Annotated in this window: 13 protein-coding genes; 2 read left to right on the forward strand and 11 right to left on the reverse strand. The window is 35.7% G+C overall.

The genetic code is table 11. The annotated features are described in order from the left end of the window. Window positions 1–3: 3 nt before the first annotated feature. The 3 genes from K350_RS27245 to K350_RS27250 all read right to left on the reverse strand — a co-directional run bounded on the left by K350_RS27245 (window position 4) and on the right by K350_RS27250 (window position 3,763). Complete coding sequence (locus tag K350_RS27245) at window positions 4–852, reverse strand: DUF2092 domain-containing protein (protein ID WP_051312838.1); 849 nt, start codon at window positions 850–852, stop codon at window positions 4–6. A 193-nt stretch (window positions 853–1,045) separates the two neighbouring features. Continuing rightward, window positions 1,046–1,951, reverse strand: coding sequence for a hypothetical protein (locus K350_RS0103430; RefSeq protein ID WP_156026905.1), 906 nt, complete (start codon window positions 1,949–1,951; stop codon window positions 1,046–1,048). 147 nt (window positions 1,952–2,098) lie between these two features. After that, a complete protein-coding gene (locus tag K350_RS27250) occupies window positions 2,099–3,763 on the reverse strand; it encodes an arylsulfatase (protein WP_081670878.1) in 1,665 nt (554 codons plus the stop codon). A 454-nt stretch (window positions 3,764–4,217) separates the two neighbouring features. Here K350_RS27250 and K350_RS0103445 point away from each other — a divergent pair, with 454 nt between their 5' ends. Then, entirely contained in the window at window positions 4,218–6,857 is a 2,640-nt protein-coding gene (locus tag K350_RS0103445; RefSeq protein ID WP_028978703.1) for a T9SS type A sorting domain-containing protein, read from the forward strand. Between the two features lie 202 nt (window positions 6,858–7,059). Here the strand turns inward: K350_RS0103445 and K350_RS0103450 are convergent, their stop codons facing one another. From K350_RS0103450 to K350_RS0103480, 7 genes are all read right to left on the reverse strand, one after another. Continuing rightward, complete coding sequence (locus K350_RS0103450; protein ID WP_211236710.1) at window positions 7,060–8,961, reverse strand: 7TM diverse intracellular signaling domain-containing protein; 1,902 nt, start codon at window positions 8,959–8,961, stop codon at window positions 7,060–7,062. A 294-nt stretch (window positions 8,962–9,255) separates the two neighbouring features. After that, a complete protein-coding gene (locus tag K350_RS27255; RefSeq protein WP_156026907.1) occupies window positions 9,256–9,672 on the reverse strand; it encodes a LytR/AlgR family response regulator transcription factor in 417 nt (138 codons plus the stop codon). A gap of 372 nt (window positions 9,673–10,044) precedes the next feature. Continuing rightward, entirely contained in the window at window positions 10,045–11,466 is a 1,422-nt protein-coding gene (locus tag K350_RS0103460; protein ID WP_028978705.1) for a Dyp-type peroxidase, read from the reverse strand. A 4-nt stretch (window positions 11,467–11,470) separates the two neighbouring features. After that, window positions 11,471–12,730, reverse strand: a complete 1,260-nt coding sequence (locus K350_RS0103465) for a hypothetical protein (RefSeq protein WP_028978706.1) — start codon at window positions 12,728–12,730, stop codon at window positions 11,471–11,473. Window positions 12,731–13,106: 376 nt separating this feature from the next. Beyond that, the gene (locus K350_RS0103470) at window positions 13,107–15,191 is read right to left on the reverse strand and encodes a hypothetical protein (protein WP_156026909.1); all 2,085 of its coding nucleotides are present in this window, start codon (window positions 15,189–15,191) and stop codon (window positions 13,107–13,109) included. A 4-nt stretch (window positions 15,192–15,195) separates the two neighbouring features. Beyond that, a complete protein-coding gene (locus K350_RS0103475; RefSeq protein ID WP_028978708.1) occupies window positions 15,196–17,112 on the reverse strand; it encodes a transglutaminase-like domain-containing protein in 1,917 nt (638 codons plus the stop codon). 221 nt (window positions 17,113–17,333) lie between these two features. After that, window positions 17,334–18,674: a tetratricopeptide repeat protein gene (locus K350_RS0103480; RefSeq protein WP_028978709.1), complete on the reverse strand. Its 1,341-nt coding sequence runs from the start codon at window positions 18,672–18,674 to the stop codon at window positions 17,334–17,336. Between the two features lie 396 nt (window positions 18,675–19,070). On the opposite strand from K350_RS0103480, the gene K350_RS0103485 reads away from it, so the two are divergent. Beyond that, window positions 19,071–19,262, forward strand: coding sequence for a hypothetical protein (locus K350_RS0103485; protein WP_028978710.1), 192 nt, complete (start codon window positions 19,071–19,073; stop codon window positions 19,260–19,262). On the opposite strand, the gene K350_RS0103490 is transcribed toward K350_RS0103485, so the two are convergent. Next, window positions 19,259–19,609 carry a hypothetical protein gene (locus K350_RS0103490; protein ID WP_245598435.1) on the reverse strand — a complete coding sequence of 117 codons (351 nt, stop codon included), beginning with the start codon at window positions 19,607–19,609 and terminating at the stop codon, window positions 19,259–19,261. The genes K350_RS0103485 and K350_RS0103490 overlap by 4 nt on opposite strands. Between the last annotated feature and the right edge of the window lie 58 nt (window positions 19,610–19,667).

Raw genomic sequence — 19,667 nt, forward strand, 5'->3', positions numbered from 1 at the left:
GATTTACCGGATAGATTTAGCTTCTTCAGAAATATTATTTTTAATAAAATTTATTTTCTTAGCCCCTTTAGGAGCTTTAAAAGTAAATAAATCACTACTTAATTTGGGACTAGTATTCCATTCATTTATTTCGATGCTGTAATCCGGTGATTGCTCTATTTTTTTGGAAGTAATAACATACTTTCTCGGAAGAGGCGCTGGACTATCTTCAACCCAAATCTGCCAGTCTGTTTCATTTCCTTTAAAAGCAAGGTGATGACATTCTTTACCACCTGCCCAACCTTTGCCAACATATATTCCTGAAATCACATCCTCCATTAATCCTTTCTGAAGATTAGTATAGAACAAATCAGCACCGGGTGTTTCAATATTAAGGGCATCCCTACCAAAATCTATGGCTTTATCTATATTATCAGGAGCATCTGCCTGAGCATAGTATTTCAGCTTTTTACCAAATACAGTAATCTGCTTGCCATCATAAAAATACTCCATATCAGCTACATCTCCCTTGCGCTCTACTTTTATCTTATTCGGCCTTTTAACAAATGTCGAACTTGTATTATTCATTTGAATCTTCTGATCTGTAGAGTCGTCAATGTATTCAAAATAGCCATTAGACTTGCATGAAAATTCACTGAGGTTATTCATGTAATCGCTCATTGATTTTAAAATCCTTTCAGCATCCTTATTCACTACACCTTTTGAAGGAGATCTCTTTTCACTTTTATGCGCTACAGGACGATTAGGCTCTCGCACATAAGCCATTAATCCTCCGACACTGATTGCTGACAGGACCAAAAGAAGCAAAGTCCATCTCACCTTATTGGATACACTTTTTGGGTTAAAAGCCATAAAGATTTTTTTTAAAACTTCTCTAATTGATATGACCGACAAAAAGAAGATTACAAATTCAAGGAGTAGTCTCTTCTGTCATCAAATAAACAGAGCATAATAAGAATTTGTTTTTGAGGGAAAAATAGTAATTAAAAGGTCCCTTAGTGCGAATAATAACAAAGGGATAATAAAGTAGAAGGTGGTAAAAATTTTATTTCTGTTTAGGCTGTTGTAATAATAATTTTTTATCCCTAAGGGCAGGATTGATTTCTAAATTTTTCAAAATATTTACAGCTTTTCCATGTCCCATTTCTTTTGCCTGAATAATTAATTGTATAGCAAGTTCATACGAACTGTTCTCTGTAAGAAGCTTTACCCCATACTCAAATATACTTTCTCTTGTTACAGGATGATAAGTCACAAAACCTGTTCTTATATCCACAGCATAATAATCCTCCGCCACCTTTTTTCTTTTATAAGACTGAATGGGATTAATATGATAAACAAAGACAATATTAGTATCATGCCATTTAACTCTATCAAATGCTCTGAAATAATAGTTACCGATTAAAAAAGAATTTACATTTCCATTATTATCCGTCACGTCTAAAAAAACTTTTCTCTCATCATAATTTTCTGAAAGATAGCCACGCATTTGTCCTGTATGTTTTCTATCAGGACTTACCTTTTTACTTTCAAAATAATTATTAAAAATAATACCATCATTAATAATCTTTTCTTCAATCAGATTAAACTCATCAAAAGAATACTTGTAAATATCACAACAGTGATTTATTCCTTTTGAAAGGATCTTTAACAAAGTCAGTTTAGCTTCATAATTATTCTTTGCGCTTAGAAAGCTATCTTCAAGATAAATGTAATAATCTCTACATAGTCCGAGCTCTTCCGTTGTATTATCTAATGCTTTATCCGGAGTTAAATAAATTTTAAATCGCCAGATATTGCTACCAATTTCCATCTTAGATGGAAGATAAAAATTATAAATTTCCTCTATAAGCCAACAATATTTTGAAATAGCCTTTTCCTCATCAGATAGCTCATCTTTCCTATTGGATTTTTGTATTCCAAACATTACATCTTTTAAATACTTAGCCATGGCAAATGAGATTCTCCTTAAGAGCTTATCTTTCAACATTCAATATAATGAAAAATACTGAAGAGCTTAGCCATTTGATTCTATCTACAGCCATAAAAGCAAAAGCCTTCAATTATGAAGGCCTTTGTTAAATTTTTCATAACACATCTACTCTTTCTTTTCCTTCGGCTTATCAGATTTTGTCTGACTCTTAGCTTGCTTTTCACTATCACGCTGAGTAAAAGCTTTGGACTTTTTCTGATCGTCTTGTTCAACTGGCTTAGCCTCTTCGGTAAACCTTACCTCATTGGCAGCAGCCATTTTCTCCAATGCCTGATCTATCGTAAAGCTTGCAGCCTTCTGCCTTGGTGGAAATTCCTTAAACGTATTGGCAAATTCCAAAGCTATCGATTGCGCAGCATATATCAGATATGCATGGTGAATGAACCAGTCATAGTATGTATTCGAAGTTATATCTGCTCGCTCAAAAGGGTCTGTACGCAAATTATACAGCTTAGGCAACCTTAATGGTGTAAATGGCTCGCCCCAGATCCTTAACGTACCAGGAGCCCTTTGTTCCATGAATACCATTTTCCAGTTATCATAACGCAGAGCAACCAGATTTCCATCATCATCGAAATAGATAAATCCTTTACGCGGACTTCTTTCTTCCTCTCCTGTCAAATAAGGAAGTAGATTATATCCGTCTATGTGAACTTTAAATTTTTTATCTCCTGCAGTATGCCCCTTCTTCAACTTTTCAACAATATCAGGCTCTCCAGCCATAGCAAGGAAAGTAGGCAACCAGTCGTGATGCTGAACAATTTCGTTAGAAACGGCTCCGGCCTTTATTTTTCCAGGCCATCTAATAAGCTGAGGCACACGGAATGCACCTTCCCAGTTTGTATCTTTTTCACTTCTGAAAGGTGTCATGGCGCCATCTGGCCATGAATTCATGTGAGGTCCGTTATCTGTACTGTACACAACAACCGTATCCTCAGTAATACCTAACTCATCCAGATAATCCAGTAGCTGTCCCACATTTTTATCATGGTCAATCATTGTATCATGATATCTGGATTGCCATCTTCCGGCCTGACCAACACTTTCAGGCTTAGTATGAGTATAAAGGTGCATATGGGTTGTATTCATCCACACGAAAAACGGAGTATCTGCGTCAGTCTGCTTCTTTATAAACTTCTTCGCCGCATCTACGAATTCATCATCACAGGTTTCCATTCTCTTTGTATTAAGCGGACCTGTGTCTTCGATCTTTTGCTTTCCAACTCTACCCCATCTTGGTTGTTCTGTAGGGTCATCAACATCAGTAGCCCAAGAATGGATTACACCACGTGGACCAAACTGCTTCCTGAAATTTGGAAAATCTTCTTCCGGCGGGTAATCATCCATTTCTGGCTCTTCTTCAGCATTTAAGTGATAAAGGTTACCAAAGAATTCATCGAACCCATGAACAGTCGGAAGATACTTATTCAAGTCTCCCAGGTGGTTCTTACCAAATTGACCAGTTGCATATCCAAGAGGTTTAAGCAATTCTGCAATCGTCGGATCTTCTTTTTGAAGACCAATTGAAGAAGCTGGAATCCCAACCTTGGTTAAACCTGTACGGTATCCGCTTTGTCCTGTAATAAAGGACGCCCTGCCCGCTGTACAACTCTGCTCCCCATAAGAGTCTGTAAACTTCAGACCTTCATCTGCCAATCTATCTATATTTGGCGTACGGTATCCCATCAACCCGTCTGAATAACAGCTTAGGTTTGTAATACCGATATCATCTCCCCAGATGACTAATATATTGGGCTTTTTATTTGCCATAGTATCTCAATCTCTTTTATCAATCCTTCCAAACACTCACAACTATGAGCTTACTATAAGTTTAAACCCGGACAAATTTGGCATTGTTAAATTCCAAAGGGAACATTCCCTATTGCTTATTAGTCACTTTCCATCGTGCTCTTTAATCACTCAAAACACCATTCTTTAATTCTTTTAATTTCTTTAAATAATCAGTCTGATCAGAGATATCACTTTTTCAAAAATATTTTTTTTATCAAAAAAATAATTAAACCATGATTCAACAAACTGTTATAAGGAGAAAATTAGAAAATTAATATAACTAATTGTATATAAATAGAATGAATTCCAAAATGCCTTAAAACAACTATTGCATTATTTTTTACAGGCAATACAACTTATTTAAATATATTTTGGTATATAGCTGGCATTCAGAATTTTATTTAAATCATTTTTAAAACCTAAAACAAATCCTATGAAAAAGATTACCATTATCACTTTCCTATGGATAGGAATGTATTTAAATTTATTTTCTCAGCCAATTTTCCTGAAGGAACTTCCTGAATCCAGCAAGTCTTTCTTTGAAGGCAATGGGAACCTATATTTCTTTGCTGGAGATTCTTTATGGAAATCTGATGGAACGGCTGCCGGAACCGCCTTTGTGAAAAAAATTGGTGAGACACCAGTAAGTTATCCCAGAAACAGCAATGCTCTAACAATTAATGGTGCCAATATATTTTTCACTCAAGACTCTCCTTCCACAATAGGAGTCTGGAGAACCGGAGGCACCAATGCAACGACAGTAAAAATCCGGTCTTTCAATTCTATTTCACCCATTACTTCTTATCAGAACAACCTTTACTTTGCAGCAGATGATGGAATTATTGGAGGTGAGCTTTGGAAACTCAACTCCTCATTTAACTTTTCTTTAGTAAAGGATATCAATCCCGGCAGTGCAAATTCATTAAATGCCAGTCTAAGCTATAATGATAATATCAACATCCAACACTCTGTCATATCTGAAAATATACTCTATTTTACAGCCTCCAATGCAACTACAGGAGTGGATGTTTGGAAAACCAATGGTACTGCTGCTGGCACTACTATAGTTAAAGACTTCCCAAACCCTTCCTATTTATTGAATGAGTTAAATGGTACAGTCTACATTGCTACCAACTATGTTGAATCTTTAGAATGGGATTTTAATGTCTCAGAACTCTGGAAATCGAATGGGACTGCTGCAGGAACAACTCTGGTGAAAAAAATCAGTATAGATGGATATTCATTTGGTTTATCAGGAGGTTTCATCTTAAAAAATCAACTCGCTTTTTTCCATCCAACTGAATATAGCACAGATTTGTATATCACAGACGGGACTGAAGCAGGGACAAAATTTATAAAAGATTATTCACCCAACTGGCGAGGTGGAGTGCTTTATTCATTCGTGATAAATGACGCTTTACTCCTGACAGAAGGGTATGATTATTTCGTTTCCTGGATAAGCAGAACAGATGGAACGCCTGATGGGTCTACAAGACTTGTTAACTATAACAATGCGTTTAGTGATGGAAATGAAGAATTTATAAAGGTAAAAGAACGACTCCTTTATATAGATGCAAATGAGTCTTATCCAGATTCACGATCTGAAGAATTTAATCAATTATATGAGACCTCCGGATATCCTGGAGCAGGGTCTGTAAGAAGAACAAAGGATATTTATCCTAATGGAAATTCTTATCCTAACTCAAAAAATCTCACAGAAGTAAACGGAACATTATACTTTACAACGCAGGCTTCCGGATCTGAAACTCCATCAGGGAAATTCAAGTTATGGGTTTATAATCCTGATAAACCGAACGCTAATGTTCCTTACTTTACACTTGTAAATGCTGATACAGATAAGGATATCGGTCTCATCAGAGAAGGAGACACATTATTCAAACCTGCAGGTAGCAATATAAATATAAGATACAACCCAGCTTCAAGTATAGGCAGTGTAGTTCTAAAAGTGAATGACGTTCCAAGAAGAACAGAAAACTCAGCACCATATGCACTTGCCGGAGATAATAATGGAGACTATTCTGCATGGACTACAGCATCAGGTCAGTATAAAATAACGGGAGTTACTTATACTGGAAACGGTGGCAAAGGACCACAGGGGACTTCTACATCTGTGAATTTCCTCCTTAAAGAATTTATTCCTAATGTCGCACCTATAGTAGATGCGGGACCAGACCAGACATTCTCCTATCCTGCAGGAATTGTAAAAATAACCGGAACCTGGACAGATCCTAATGAAGGTGCACCACATAGATACTGGCAATTGCGTACTGACTCACCTTGCGATCCTATATATTGCCCTAATAGATTTAGAAGTAATAGAGACACACTGGTTTTAGAGAATTTCATACCAGGAGAATACATATTCCGATACATAGCAACCGACCAGTCAGACCTTTCTGATTATGATGAAGTTAAGATAACCATTACAGGACAAGCTGTAATAAACTTTTCACTTGTAAATGCCGACGATGACCAGGAGGTCGTATACGGACTGTATGATGGAAGAATTTTTGACCTCGCCTATTTACCTTATAATATTAATTTCAAGGCCAATGTAGCTCCCGCTTCTATTGGAAGTGTAAAGTTTGTTTATGACGGCATTGTGAGAAATGAAAACATTGCTCCGTATGCTTATTTTGGCGACAATAATGGCGATTACAATCCCGGAACTCTGACTTTAGGAAATCATACATTAAGCGCGTGGCCTTATACCGGCAGCAATGCTACCGGAACTCAAGGACATGGACTTACCTATAACTTCACAGTTATAAACTCAGCAGCAAGATTGGGAGAAACAGAAAGTGTGAAGCTAACAGCCTATCCTAACCCATCATCAGATAAAATCTATATTTCAATACCGGAATCCGACGATGAGACTCTTTCGGTTGCAATATATAACAGCCAGGGTTCTTTGGTTTCAAACCTCTTTGAAGGAACATATCAGAAGATAGAAATGGTATGGAATGTAGCAGATCTTCCTGATGGAATATATTTTTGCAAAATGAATACTTCCTCTGGAACCAAGGTGGAGAAGCTTGTTGTAAAAAGATAAATTTCATTTAATGTATAAAGTAATAGGTTGCTATATAGGGACCTATTACTTTAACTTTATCAACAGGTTTTCTGCGTGAGTTGCTTTTAAAGAAAAGTATCCGAACAGACAGCAATCACTTATATCATCTTAAGACAAAAAGAAGACTGGATTATAATAAAGGGGATTCTGAATTTTATACAATCTCTGCGTGATCCAAGATCTAAACATTAAATTCTTTGTCGAGAATCAACAGATCCCAGTTCATCACCTTACTCTTATTAACTTTTTTGAGTACCTGCATCCTGGCAAGTATCCTGCTTTTAAAATTCTGACAAGTGATACTCTGCAGTTCAAGCATCCGGGAAAGCTCGGCAGCTGGAATATCAGTACGTGTCTGAGACACAAGATAAAGCATATAGAAAGCCTTCTGAAGAGAGAACTTGGTTCTGTGAAATATTGTATTTGCTGTCAGGGATTCATTGTAATTACATTTAGCGCATCTGATATCAAACTTTGCTTTACCTTTGATCGGCCTTGTGTTACCGCACATTTTACAGCAAAATCCGCTTTTTTCTTTAAGATCCAACAGATAACGCATACAAGACAAATCATCAGGATATGCCTTTTTGAATGACTCAAAATCTACATGGGTGTTCATTACCACAGTTTGAGCAAATGCACTTAGATGTTTCTGAAGCTTATTATTAGCAAGGTCTAGAGCAATATTCATTTTTTGATTTTCTTCAGCCCGCCTTTCCAGCTCCACTTTTGCTTTATTTAATTCAACTGTCCTTTCCTTGACCCTTTCTTCAAGTTCCCTGTTTACCTTTTCCCTTAGTAGATCATTTTGTTCAAGTTGAAGGATGAGATTAGCCTGCACTGCATTCCTTTCTGCATAAAGCTGTCGAACCTTTTCTGCAATACAAATAGATAAAAACATAAGCTGAAAAATAACCCCGGCATTAATAGAATATACAGAAAAAATATTGGAAGGGATAAGTGTGATGCCCTCCAGCAAGCAGATTACACCGGTAAAATTCAATATGGAAAAGCCCACAACAAACCACTTTGCAGAATTATTTCCTGCCCTGTATATGTGAATTCCATAATAAAATACTATCTGATAGCAAATCAGGTCTACCAGAAACATATACTCCAAAGGCGGGAAAATCAGCTGAATTAAAAAACATAAAATGCGGAAATAAATAAGTATACGAAACAATCTATAGACGTTTGAGGCATTCTTTTTCAATTCAAAAAAATCTATAAAAAATTTCAGCATTGAAACTGTACATATGAAAAGGCTTACAAAAGGTAGATAAACATTGAAACCTGGGTGATTATACCAAATGTACTGAAAACCTATTCCACTTCTCGTTAGAAAAAATATAAGTACAGCAAGGGCATAACTTACATAATATAAATAATAAGCACTTCTGAGAATTATAAAATATAATATGTTGTAAAAAATCATGAGCATCAGCAAGCCATAAAAAATGCCAAACATGATGTACTCATTCAAACCATATTTTATAAATCTGGCGTAAGACTTAATTATCGGCTCCATTAGATTCAGGCTTTCCGATCTGAATCTCATAAATACGGTTACTGATGTATCACTTCTAAAGGTAATGGGAAAACTTACATTTTTATGCCCTATCTGCCTTGAAGAAAATACCGTATTGAAACCCGCTTTAACTTCCTTATAAACACCACTAGTATCAGGATAAAAAAATGATATTTCATCAATATCAAAGTCGAACATCTCAATGAGGAATCCTTTTTCATTGGATGTGCCGTTGATGATATTAAATTTCAGCCAATAGGCTGAGCTGGTCCTCATGTTTAATAAGTCCTGCGCTGTACTTGTTTTAAAGCTCTTTCCATCTTCAGCAATTTTTAAAACATCTGAAATGGTAAATTTTGCAGACTTATCCTCCCAATAATCAACATAAGATCTTGTTACAGACCACTCTTCTGTGTCATCAGTCAATAAAATAGGGGTGGATGCATAAATCCCCGTGATATGAAATATACACAGGAGAATTACTGAAGAAATCCTACCACAGTATGACTCAATAAATGTAACGGACTTTTCCGCGACTACTCTCGCAAAATTCAAATTAATATTGTGAACCACCTTTTATTAAAAAATCTCGTAAACCATACAGTCAAATCTGTTCTGCATGATGAGAAATCTGAAACAACAAATATTCTCAAAATTATTAGAAACTTTCTGATATGCCTTTGGCGGTTTCAAAAGCATCATATCAGCATCCTAATTTTAACTATTACTCAATTAAAAACAGCGAACTTACCGCCTCAAAAAAACTAATTTTTTCCCTTTCTAATTGTACAGCTAAATAAGCTCAAATCATCCAATATTCAAAATCGACGATAAAAATAATGCCTTAGTTTATAAAGATAATTGGGCTACAAGTTTTAACAAAGGGTCTTTCTTTCTTACTGATACCGGAATTGAAGCTCCATTTTCCATAATCAGATATCCTCCATCACTTTTAATGTACTTACTTATAAAGTTTATATTTATAAGGTAAGATTTATGAATCCTGTAAAACAGATCTTCAGAGAGCTTGTCAGCAAATACCTTTACGTTCTTGGAGACTACCAGCTTTTTACCATCCTGGAGATAAATATTTGAATATGCGCCGTCTGCCTCTATGTAACATATATTTTTAACCTTTAAAAATATACATTCCTGCTTATCCATAACGACAATTTTTTGTTCAGCAGGCTGGCTATTCTGATCAATGGTTGATTTGTCAAGAATCAGATCTGAATACATTAAATCATTGAAATCTACATTTTTCATAAAAAATCCCTCAGGTTTTAAAATAAGTACCACAAAGTAAAAGAGTGATCTTCTCTCAATGAAAAAATTAGCATTAAAACCCAGTAGTTTAACCCGAATTTGACATTAAAATTTCCTTAAAAAATTATAGTTAACAGACGCAAAAATTATCTAAAAACCACTAAAATCTGCACGATACTATGTTTAATAATTATTTAAAAGACGTGCAAAAAAAAAGCTTTTCAGAAATTAAAAAAACAAGCACATATACTTGAGTCAAATTAATCGGGGAAACCTATGAAAAAAAATACAAAACATTACAAATCAAGCAAATACGCCAAAAATGCTCTTTTTCTCTCAAAAACATTAATTTCATATCCACTTGACTCAACTTTATTTGATTGAGGAAAGGTACTTTACCGCCTTAATACCCGGCATAAAAAAATAAGCTCCCCCAATCACCTTTGTAAATGCAGGCACATCCTTAATTCTTTCTCTTACTGGTTCTGCCTGAATTGTAAAAGTACCTGTTTCCGATCTACACCTTCCCAACGGGTTTCCTGAAATGGGATCGGGGTCATTATAAAGTCCCTGAAATTTAGAGCTATTGATCCATGTATCCTGAATAAATTCAAATTGGCGGCTGATACTAGTATTAAAACAAATAAAATGCAGTCCTCTATCTTTTGCAAGTTCAGGATGAGCAGCAATTTCTGCGGGATCAAATGATTCTATAAATGTACCATAAGGCCTTCCTCTTCTTAGTATTTTATGCCTTTTATTAATAAGGTCTGATTCTTCGGGAGTTGGCCCTTTGGAATTTCTAGGATTTGACCTTCTCACATGCGAACCAAAAGGACATTTCAAACCATCTCTGTCAGAGTGATGGAATTCAAACGAATTGTCCCGACCTAAATCCGGATTGTCTCGCTCCGGACATTTTACCAAAGGTGCTCCGCTAGGCCAGCGTCCCATCATTTTGGAAGCAAGTCTGACTCTTTTCTCCTCTTCACTGCCATCAACATTAGTAGCATCATCCATAAATTTCCAAAATTTCAGAACATCCTGACTGATTTGTCTGAAAACCATATAACTTCCATTCTTTCCAAAATCATAATTATTGCTGCCATCCTGCAGAAGCGGCAATAATTCACATGGATTTTCATTGCCTGTTACCCATGGACTATCTGGCAATTTTAAATATTCATTTTGGTAGCCCAATATAAATTCTCCAGGTTCAACCATAAATTTGGGGTCGGCCTGCTTGTTAAAACCTTTGATCAAAGGCTGAGATATACCATCATGAAATCCAAAATGCTCCTTCCTTTTCTTAAGAGTGGACAAGTTGCTATCAAGTCTTTGAATTAGTTTAAGACCATCCATTTTTGAAATTTGAATTGCACAATCATCTTCAAGATTTTTTTCCAGAGAATAATAAAGCATAAGAAGTATGTGCACCTCTTCATTTGCCGGTCCACCCCATTGCCACTTTGTTGTATCACTTCCTCCCAGGTCTCCTAGCACCCTTTTGCGGTGATCGGCTGTCATCCCTTCTTTGAACTCTCTGGCAAACGAATTAAGAGAGGCCTCGTCCATACCAAGCTTTTTAATTCCGGCATAGGTAAAGGCTATATGCATAGCCCTTTCTGAGGGCTTTGATATGCCATCTGTAATATCCTCTGAAATGATACGAAGCCATTGCCTAGCCTTAACAGCATCTGAGATATTCAGAAGCAGAAAACAAGATGCGGGAAGCTCACTATGCCCCCTGACAATAAGTCCTTGTATATCTTTAAATTCTATATTGCTGGTCATATCTTTAAAAACGTTTAAGCCATTCTTTGATTTGTTTGTCAGACATCTTTTCTGTCAAGCCTTCTCTTATAGCACTATTATTATTTATATTCTGAACAGAAAGTAGCTTATAAGCACTATACCAAACCTGAGTGGGAATTTGATGTGCACGAGTCCATGTTTTAAATTTTTGCTCATCTGTTGCGCCTTCAAACATCAGGAACTTGGTTTTGGGAAAATCCATGGTATTACTCCAAACACCTGTAAGGCCAACTGCTGCTTTATCGACAAAGTCACCCAGATAATTTTCCCAGCTGCCATCAAAATTACTAAAGAACAATAGCCGACGACCGTTGTCAATAATAACCCAACGAGCAAAGTGAATGGAAGGAATACTTCCGAGCTCACCTTTATTAAATTTGTATATTGCCAGCAAGTTTATAGTGGACAAAACAAATTTCAAAGTGATCAGCCTGAACCAGCCTGGCTTAATGTCTACGAGGTGGGTAAGCTGATTCTGTACAATCTTGTCTTCTTCTTTTACAAGTTTAAGAATCTTCTCTTCTTCCAGTACATTCTTTTCGGACGAATCTCTTCTTTCTTTAATTCTGATGGGTATTATTGCAATTAATGCTGCCGCAATTGCCACTGGTGTTAAAGTTAGTATGCAAAGGATCTTCGAAATATGAAACCATACCGTCCATTTAAAAGTCGGATTTTCATTATTATTTAACCACGAATATTTTTTTTCACTCCTGATGTATTCGACAATTCTAGTCCTTAATGTATTTGCATTTATAGTTTTATCAGACTTAATTTCCCTATCAATATAATCCGCGATGTCTTCTCTTAGCTGTGCCTCTCTCAGAATTCGTGCTACAGAGCGGTAAGGAGTTCCTTTATAGAAAGCTGCACATGAAATCTTTCTTTTTTTAAAAAATGCAGTTAGATTCTCCCCTTTTTCAAAGCCCTCGCAATGTTGATAAATTTCCTCAAGTCCTGCTCCTGCTGTTTGTACTAACTCCTCTATGTGCTTGTTTAAAGGCTTATCATAATTGGTAGAAAGCACAAGTGCAGGGGCGATTGTCTCACCTTTCAGATCTTTTGCCTCCTCCAGAATAACAAACCGAGCGAAATGTATGGTTGAAATTTTCTTAAAGGGAACGATAGGATTCGTTTCTATATCATTTGGTGGTGTGTGGATTTCGTAGAGCTTTGACCTCAACTGCTCTATCATTCCAGGCTTAATTCTGGCATAAACCGTAAGTGCCCCGTGGGTAACCATTTTCAGTTTGTTAAATTAATTTCAGGAAGTTATTAAGAATTGTACTTGGAAGTCCTCTTGTTGCTCTGTATTAAGCATTTTCACAACAGGTTCTTTTTTCAGAGAATTGGCGCAATAAAGAAGTTTTTTCCTAAAAATCAAATACTAACATTATTCATTTTCAGAGATTTCGATAATTGCATGTATAAACTACCACATACAACATAGATTCAGCCATGTTTTCTAGAATGAGGATACACGAAAAAATGAGAGATTATAATTAAACTACTTTCCTTATGTGGTTCATTAAACATAGTCCTCAAAAGAAATCAGCTTACCGTTATTCAACATAATAAACAACGATAAGCTGATAGCTGTCATACAAACAGAATGATGATTATAACTTCTTCAACAAAATCCTCGACTTACTGAACTGTACTGCCGCATTTAAAAAACTAACCATGTATTGCCAGTCTGCAGCAGAACAATGATTTTTTGTATAATATTTAGAAGTTTTGATAACCAATTTATTTTGCTCTATCCTTGCAGAAGAGATGAATCCTCCATAAATATTGGAAACATTCATATTAAGATTATCTATTCCCTCGACACTGTATCCTTCAGGAATAACAATTGTAACTTCCGCATTAAATGTTCTGGCAAAGCCCATATGTATATCTCTATCCCTTTGAATTTGCTCATCTGAAAGTTCTGTTTGCTTTTCTATAAATTTCCCGACTTCAAGAATAAAATTCTTACCAGCCTTTTTGGTGCCATTGTCAATTACAAACTCGTCTGAGTACTTGGTATCTGGCTTGTCTTCCCACATTCCAACAGATGTGATTATAAGATTTTTATATCCTGAAATTTTTGTTTCCAACTCTGATTCTATATCGTCCTCTACCCTTCGTTCCCGTTCATAATTTTCCTGAACCGCCTGCTGTTCGGACTTTTCTCTGAGGTAAGAATATTCATTCACCAGATTCTTAATTTCAGAATAGCTGAAGTTCTGATATTGTGGTTTATCATATTCCTTCAGATAATCATGATTTGTAAAAATCAGATATTGGTGGTACGCTTTATTATTACCCTTTGCAGAAACTTCCCTTTTCACATTAATTTTAGAAAGGTCTGAGGAGTCAAAAGAAAGATTATAACGAGAATGTGTCAAATTACTTTCTTTGCCGGAAACAGGTATCTCCTCACTGAACCTCGCTGCAGCATTATTCTTTGGGTATCCTGAAAGCACTGCTTCCATGCCTTCAAACAAATATGGAAACTCACCTGGAATAGAAAATGGTGTGGGCCGAGAAAGATAGTATCCGGAGTCTTTTCCTATCTTAAGCAGCAAATCGCAACTGCTCATATTTACGAGATCACAGAAAGGTCCATAGTTCCGTGATGGCACAATCATGATATCATGCTCAATATTGTATTTTTTCAAATACTTATTGAGAAGGAAGAAAAACCTCTCTGACACATAATGATTATCCAGAGGGTTTCCCTGATCAATGTTAAAATATGCTTTCTGAAATATCGGACTCCTGAGCAGATAATATATCTCTTTCACGACCTCCTCCTTGCTTTTACCCTCTCCTACGTTTTGGTTCACATAATCTTCAATATACCGGATATCCTGATTATTGTAATCAAAGTTTTGTAAAGCTTCTCGAGCCACCAGGGCTTCGTCTATATGACCAATTGTTTTAGCTTTGCTGATCTTGTACCTGACTTCTGCTGAGGTCCTGTGTGGAAAATCCCACAAGACTTCAGGAGCCCTGCCGCGCATAGTGTCTGTAAGTGTATAAATATTGCTTTTACCTTGTTTTGTCTTTATAAATTCAGGAGCACCTCTGAAGGACTTACTGCTAAAATTTATCTGTCGTGGAACAACAAATTTGATTTGCTTATTTACAACAGGATATTTTTCCTCCAGGAGATCGCTTTCTGTAATATTAGGCACTTCTGACTCCTTTGATTGAATAGCTATGAAAAAATCAATAATATCTCCCTGATCCAGATCAGGAACAGCCATTTTGGAATCCTTTTCACTCCCGACATCTGTTTTCACGGCAGACGACAGGTCTATAATCTTTTCACTCCCGTCGGGCTTCACGATCTTAACCGCCACCAAGGAATAGGCATTGGTCTTACCAATAAGATTGGTTTTAATTCTATTCTGATTAAATGTAAGTTCTGAATATTCTCTTACCGATGCTTTATCCTGAAGTAGCACCCGGTAGTGTATAACTATATTTTCTGTAAAGCTTTTCTTCACTCCTGCAAAACTTCCGAGATAATCAATGCGTGTTGCGAGAATCACAGCGGATTCATTCTTCCATCGATCAGGGGCTTTCATCTGTCTGAACTCAGGACCTGCATTGTTCCAATATATTTGCTTTAGTTTAGTTTCAAGATCCTTTTGACCAAAAGACAATTGCAAAACTCCCATGCATACAAACAACAAAATCCCCCTTTTCATAATATTAGCGCTTCAAAATAATTTGACTATCATAGTGCTGAGTTAATTTCCTTATTGCTTCATTCCACTGAATAAAAGAATCTTTTGAGATGATCCCATTTTCAATGCTTATTCGCTTCTTATATAATATTCTGTTTTGGTCTTTGACATAAACAGCGTGAACAGAAAATTCTTTATGATCTATCTGCAATTTCTCAGGAAGAAATATTACAGAATCGCCATCTTTGAGCTCCAGCTCAACCTCAAGTACTTTATGAATCTTTTCACCAAAGTCAATATCAGATTGCCTCTCTTCATCTACAATCCAGCTTTTAAAGTCTTTGGATATGTCAATATCAACGTACAATTCATTATTAAAAGAACTAATCGCACCTCTGCACTCAAGGTCTGTATTGATCTCAAAGGGTCCTACCCTATGGTTCAGATCTGACAATCGAATATTATTGACTTTCATGTTTTTATTCTCGTCAATAAGGCAATGCTTAACCAACCTATCCTTGGTATCTCCTGAAGAGAAGTGATAGCCACATAAAAAATTTCTCTTTTTTTCTCCTTGCAAAATATACTTGTATGAGCCAACAAGCATGTCGCTTTTCATTGAAAGCTTTGCTTGTCTTAATTCCAGCTCGTTCTCTTTAGATACCTCCGGTATTTTTTCAAGAATATAATTATCACCGTCTTCTATAAGAATCTGGCGACCTTGTATTCTTTCGGCAATAAAGCCAAGAGGCAAATATTTTTCAGTTGCATCAAGAAAGTATTTTTTTCCATCCAATATTACCGTACAAATCATATGATTGTCCACAGCCAGCGAAGGAATTGAGTAATCGTACCTGATCCGTTTTGTCCCTATCCATGATAGCCTTGCATCATAGCCTGCATATCGAAGCATTTCCTTAGTCAGATTAGCCATTCCCTTACAATCGCCATACTTCTTTTGAAAGACCGAATGCGCATTATCTGGTTTAAAACCGGCAAGTCCATTTTCAAATGCTATATATCTGATGTTATCCTGAACCCAGTAAAATACAGTACTGATCTTTTCATCATCCGTGACCTTACCTTTAAGTATATTGTTCACCAGTGGAGCAAATGTTTCAGGTTGCACTGAGAGCTGACGTGTCAGGCTTCTATACCAGCCATATAGGTCATGCAAATTTGAAAGTATATTTACCCTTTCACCTTCACTTTGGAAAGATTTGACAAGTATAAGAAGATGAGGATAAATAAATTGCACACTTCTGCCCAGTCTCACATTCTCCATAGCAGATATATTACTGATAGAATATTCTACTATTCTGAATTTTCCTTGAAGCGTCTCATGCTTATCTACTGTAAATTTTTCAAAGTTGAATTCACGTATATCTACATCTATGTCAGAAGGAATTTTTAATACAATTTTTTTATTTACTATGGGATACTTATCGTGGAAATAAACAGAAGTCAGATATTTTGAATCATTATAGACCTTGTCAATATGCGTTTTCCAAACTTCACCGGCCTCCTGAAGCTTTAGTTTATGAGTACAAAATTTATTGTCATCAAAAAAATATTCCGAATTCGTGTAATTGCCGCATACTTTATCTGAATTAAAAGATTTTTGATTCAGACTACTTTCGCATGAGAATTCTTTTATATCTGAATTGCTGTCATAAAATTCTACTTCATTGATAAAGGTATTGTACCTGAGAGAGAGTAATTTTTGCTCCCTATCTTCTCTCACTATTACTTTATTTTCCGCTAGATCAAATTCAAATTTTGATTCGGAATTAATAATAACAGCTTCGCTTTCTTTATACTTATGCTGGTATAATGTGACCAGTTCATTTAATTGCTGACCGAATAAAACGGAAGGGAAGAGCCAAAGGAAAAAGAACAATTTCTTTTCAACAAATAGATGCAAACTCCAGCCTGTATACATAACCTTGATACCCAAATATACATAGATAACAAGTCTTTGGCGGTTAGGTTATTTTTAATTTCTATTCAGGAAAATATTGAGGGATCAAAATAAATATCCAATTATGATGACATTGTATGTCTGATAAAAGAACAAATCAGTGGGATTCCAGTGTACAAATTGAAACTAAAAATAAATAAGGTTACCTAATTGGGAATTTGCAAGTAACCTTAAAGTAAAATTTATCTCATTGAGATTGACAAATCATTTTTAGCAATAAGGTCATGAGCCTCAACAGTAAGTATGCTGTGTTGGTAATGCAATTGGTGCATCGCCTTCTTGATAATATCAATGCCTTCTTTTAAGTTACCCGTTTTATATTTTAAAAGCCCTGAAAGGCACATCATTGATGGATCATTTGGCTGAACTGAAGTTGCCTTGCTTAAATAGTAAGCTGCATCTTCGTATTCTCCCAATTTGTAAAAAATAAGCGAAAGAACTTTATTTAAATCAACGTTTTCAGGCCTTATGTTTTTGGCTCTCTCAGCATATATAAGAGCAAGGTCAAAATCTTCAAGGATTTCGCTATATAGGCGAGCTCTTTCAAGGTCATAATTACAACCAGCCTTTTCCCCCTCTTCTATTGAATTTACAATATCCTGAACCTCTTTTCTCGCATCATTTATTCTGCCAGTCTTTTTATAGATCAAAGCAATATCCTGTTTGAATACCATTAAAGAGTTCGATTTATATGCTGCTTCCAACATAGCCACAGCTCCCTCATAATCTTTATTTGCAGCTTTAATCCTGGCAATACCTGCTTTTGCAAAAGGATATCCGCCGCTTTCAGAGAGTATGTTGTTATATATTTCTTCTGCCTTTACAAAGTCCGATTCCTTTTCATACAAAGTGCCTAACTTATATTGAGCGCTCCAGATCAAATCCTTATTAGTATTTCCTGAATCCAAACCTTTCTTTAATTCATTTTTAGCTTTAGTCAGATCCCCTTTTATTTCATCCAAGATTGCAATACGTGTAAGCACTTTTAGGTTAAAACCGAAAGCATTCAGTTGATCAGCTATCTTTTGTGCATTTGCATAGTCTCCAATTCCGATAAAGGCATCAAAGCTTATTTCACTTAGCTGGAGGCTTTTATGGCCCTCCTCCGCAAGTTCATTACAGATCTCTATTGCCTGCTCAAATTGATTTAAAGACAATAAAAGAGATGCTTTATTTAATCGAGCTTCAATCCTTATAGCGTCACCTTCAGCTGCATTATCAATAATATAATTTAATAGATCCAGCACGGCTGAATAATAATAAAAATGCTTTCCTGAGATACTACCTTCATTTGCATAAATATTAGCCAGTACAAGTCTTGAATTATTGTCTTCTGAATTTTTTCTTATTCTTGAATGAAGCTCATCAACTTGCTTTTTAATTTGCTTCCATTCATTCACATCTGAATCTGCAACTGGACGGTCCAACAAGGAAGGTATCTTTTCAATTCTTAAGCTTTTATATGCCAAAGCTCCCACTGCACCAAATATTATAACAACAACCGGAATAATAATTTTTTTCATAACAATCAAAAGTCCGAACCGACTAAAATAAGGCTTACTTTTTTTACTTTAAATACTCAGAAATTACTTATTTCTTCTGAGGCATTCACTAACCCCTTATTTCTTCAATTTATATTACCTCTTCTTAATGCAATTTTATTTCGCGGCCCAAAATTAAATAAGTTATTGATACCATAAAGCTTAATTGCAATTTCCTTTTCAACCTCTGCTAAGCACTATTGTTATAATTATAAAAAAATTACCTTTTTTTCTTTAAGAAAGTCAAAAAAGCAATTTTTGTTGCTACTTATTTTAAATGAGCTCGAACTAAAGTGTGATGTAGAAGAGATAAATAAGTTAAAATAAAATCAAAACCTTAGGGAACAATTCTTTAAATTTATACCTTATTAATTTTCGATGAAGAATTTAAATGGTATACAGTCGCTGAGTGTTGTGGGAATAATTTTCAGCATATTTGTTCAGGTGACACTATTTTTTATAGATAAAAACATTCCTGATATCTGGGCGCTATACCCTTCATGGGCTTTAGTATTCTTTATAGGATATTTAGTAAAAAGATTCGGAAAAAATGAAGACCATGTTCACTAACATGGTCTTTCTGTATTATGCTCTGCCCCGTTTAAAAAGGCTTCAAGATTAGGATCTCCATAAACGCCAAAGGCATCTGTGATTGTTCCCATCTTTCCGTCATTTGTTTCTATAACATACAATATAGCCATGTCATCAGGGTTGGTAATTCCTTCAAAACGTGAAATATCAACAATCTTTACCTGCTGCTGATCATAAGGTTTATTATCCGCTAAATCCACCAATTGATCATCCACAAATTGAAAATCAACAGTATAACCTTTTTGACTCAACTTTTCCAGCTTCTCCACCATAGGAGTCCTGTAATTGGGCATTTCTGGGTCTTTTTCCTTAAATCTCCTACTCATATCTTCTTCCTTTATATAGGTCCCTTATATAGCAAACAGGAGTCCCTTCGGAAAAGTT

It is taken from the genome of Sporocytophaga myxococcoides DSM 11118, from assembly GCF_000426725.1.
In the GTDB taxonomy this organism is placed as follows: Bacteria; Bacteroidota; Bacteroidia; order Cytophagales; family Cytophagaceae; genus Sporocytophaga; species Sporocytophaga myxococcoides.

Bases quoted from the DNA above. Each gene is read 5' to 3' on its own strand.
- K350_RS0103480 (WP_028978709.1), bottom strand. From the start codon at position 18,674: ATGAAAAAAATTATTATTCCGGTTGTTGTTATAATATTTGGTGCAGTG.
- K350_RS0103465 (WP_028978706.1), bottom strand. From the start codon at position 12,730: ATGGTTACCCACGGGGCACTTACGGTTTATGCCAGAATTAAGCCTGGA.
- K350_RS27255 (WP_156026907.1), bottom strand. From the start codon at position 9,672: ATGAAAAATGTAGATTTCAATGATTTAATGTATTCAGATCTGATTCTT.
- K350_RS27250 (WP_081670878.1), bottom strand. From the start codon at position 3,763: ATGGCAAATAAAAAGCCCAATATATTAGTCATCTGGGGAGATGATATC.
- K350_RS0103430 (WP_156026905.1), bottom strand. From the start codon at position 1,951: ATGGCTAAGTATTTAAAAGATGTAATGTTTGGAATACAAAAATCCAAT.
- K350_RS0103460 (WP_028978705.1), bottom strand. From the start codon at position 11,466: ATGACCAGCAATATAGAATTTAAAGATATACAAGGACTTATTGTCAGG.
- K350_RS0103475 (WP_028978708.1), bottom strand. From the start codon at position 17,112: ATGTATACAGGCTGGAGTTTGCATCTATTTGTTGAAAAGAAATTGTTC.
- K350_RS27245 (WP_051312838.1), bottom strand. From the start codon at position 852: ATGGCTTTTAACCCAAAAAGTGTATCCAATAAGGTGAGATGGACTTTG.
- K350_RS0103445 (WP_028978703.1), top strand. From the start codon at position 4,218: ATGAAAAAGATTACCATTATCACTTTCCTATGGATAGGAATGTATTTA.
- K350_RS0103470 (WP_156026909.1), bottom strand. From the start codon at position 15,191: ATGAAAAGGGGGATTTTGTTGTTTGTATGCATGGGAGTTTTGCAATTG.
- K350_RS0103485 (WP_028978710.1), top strand. From the start codon at position 19,071: ATGAAGAATTTAAATGGTATACAGTCGCTGAGTGTTGTGGGAATAATT.
- K350_RS0103490 (WP_245598435.1), bottom strand. From the start codon at position 19,609: ATGAGTAGGAGATTTAAGGAAAAAGACCCAGAAATGCCCAATTACAGG.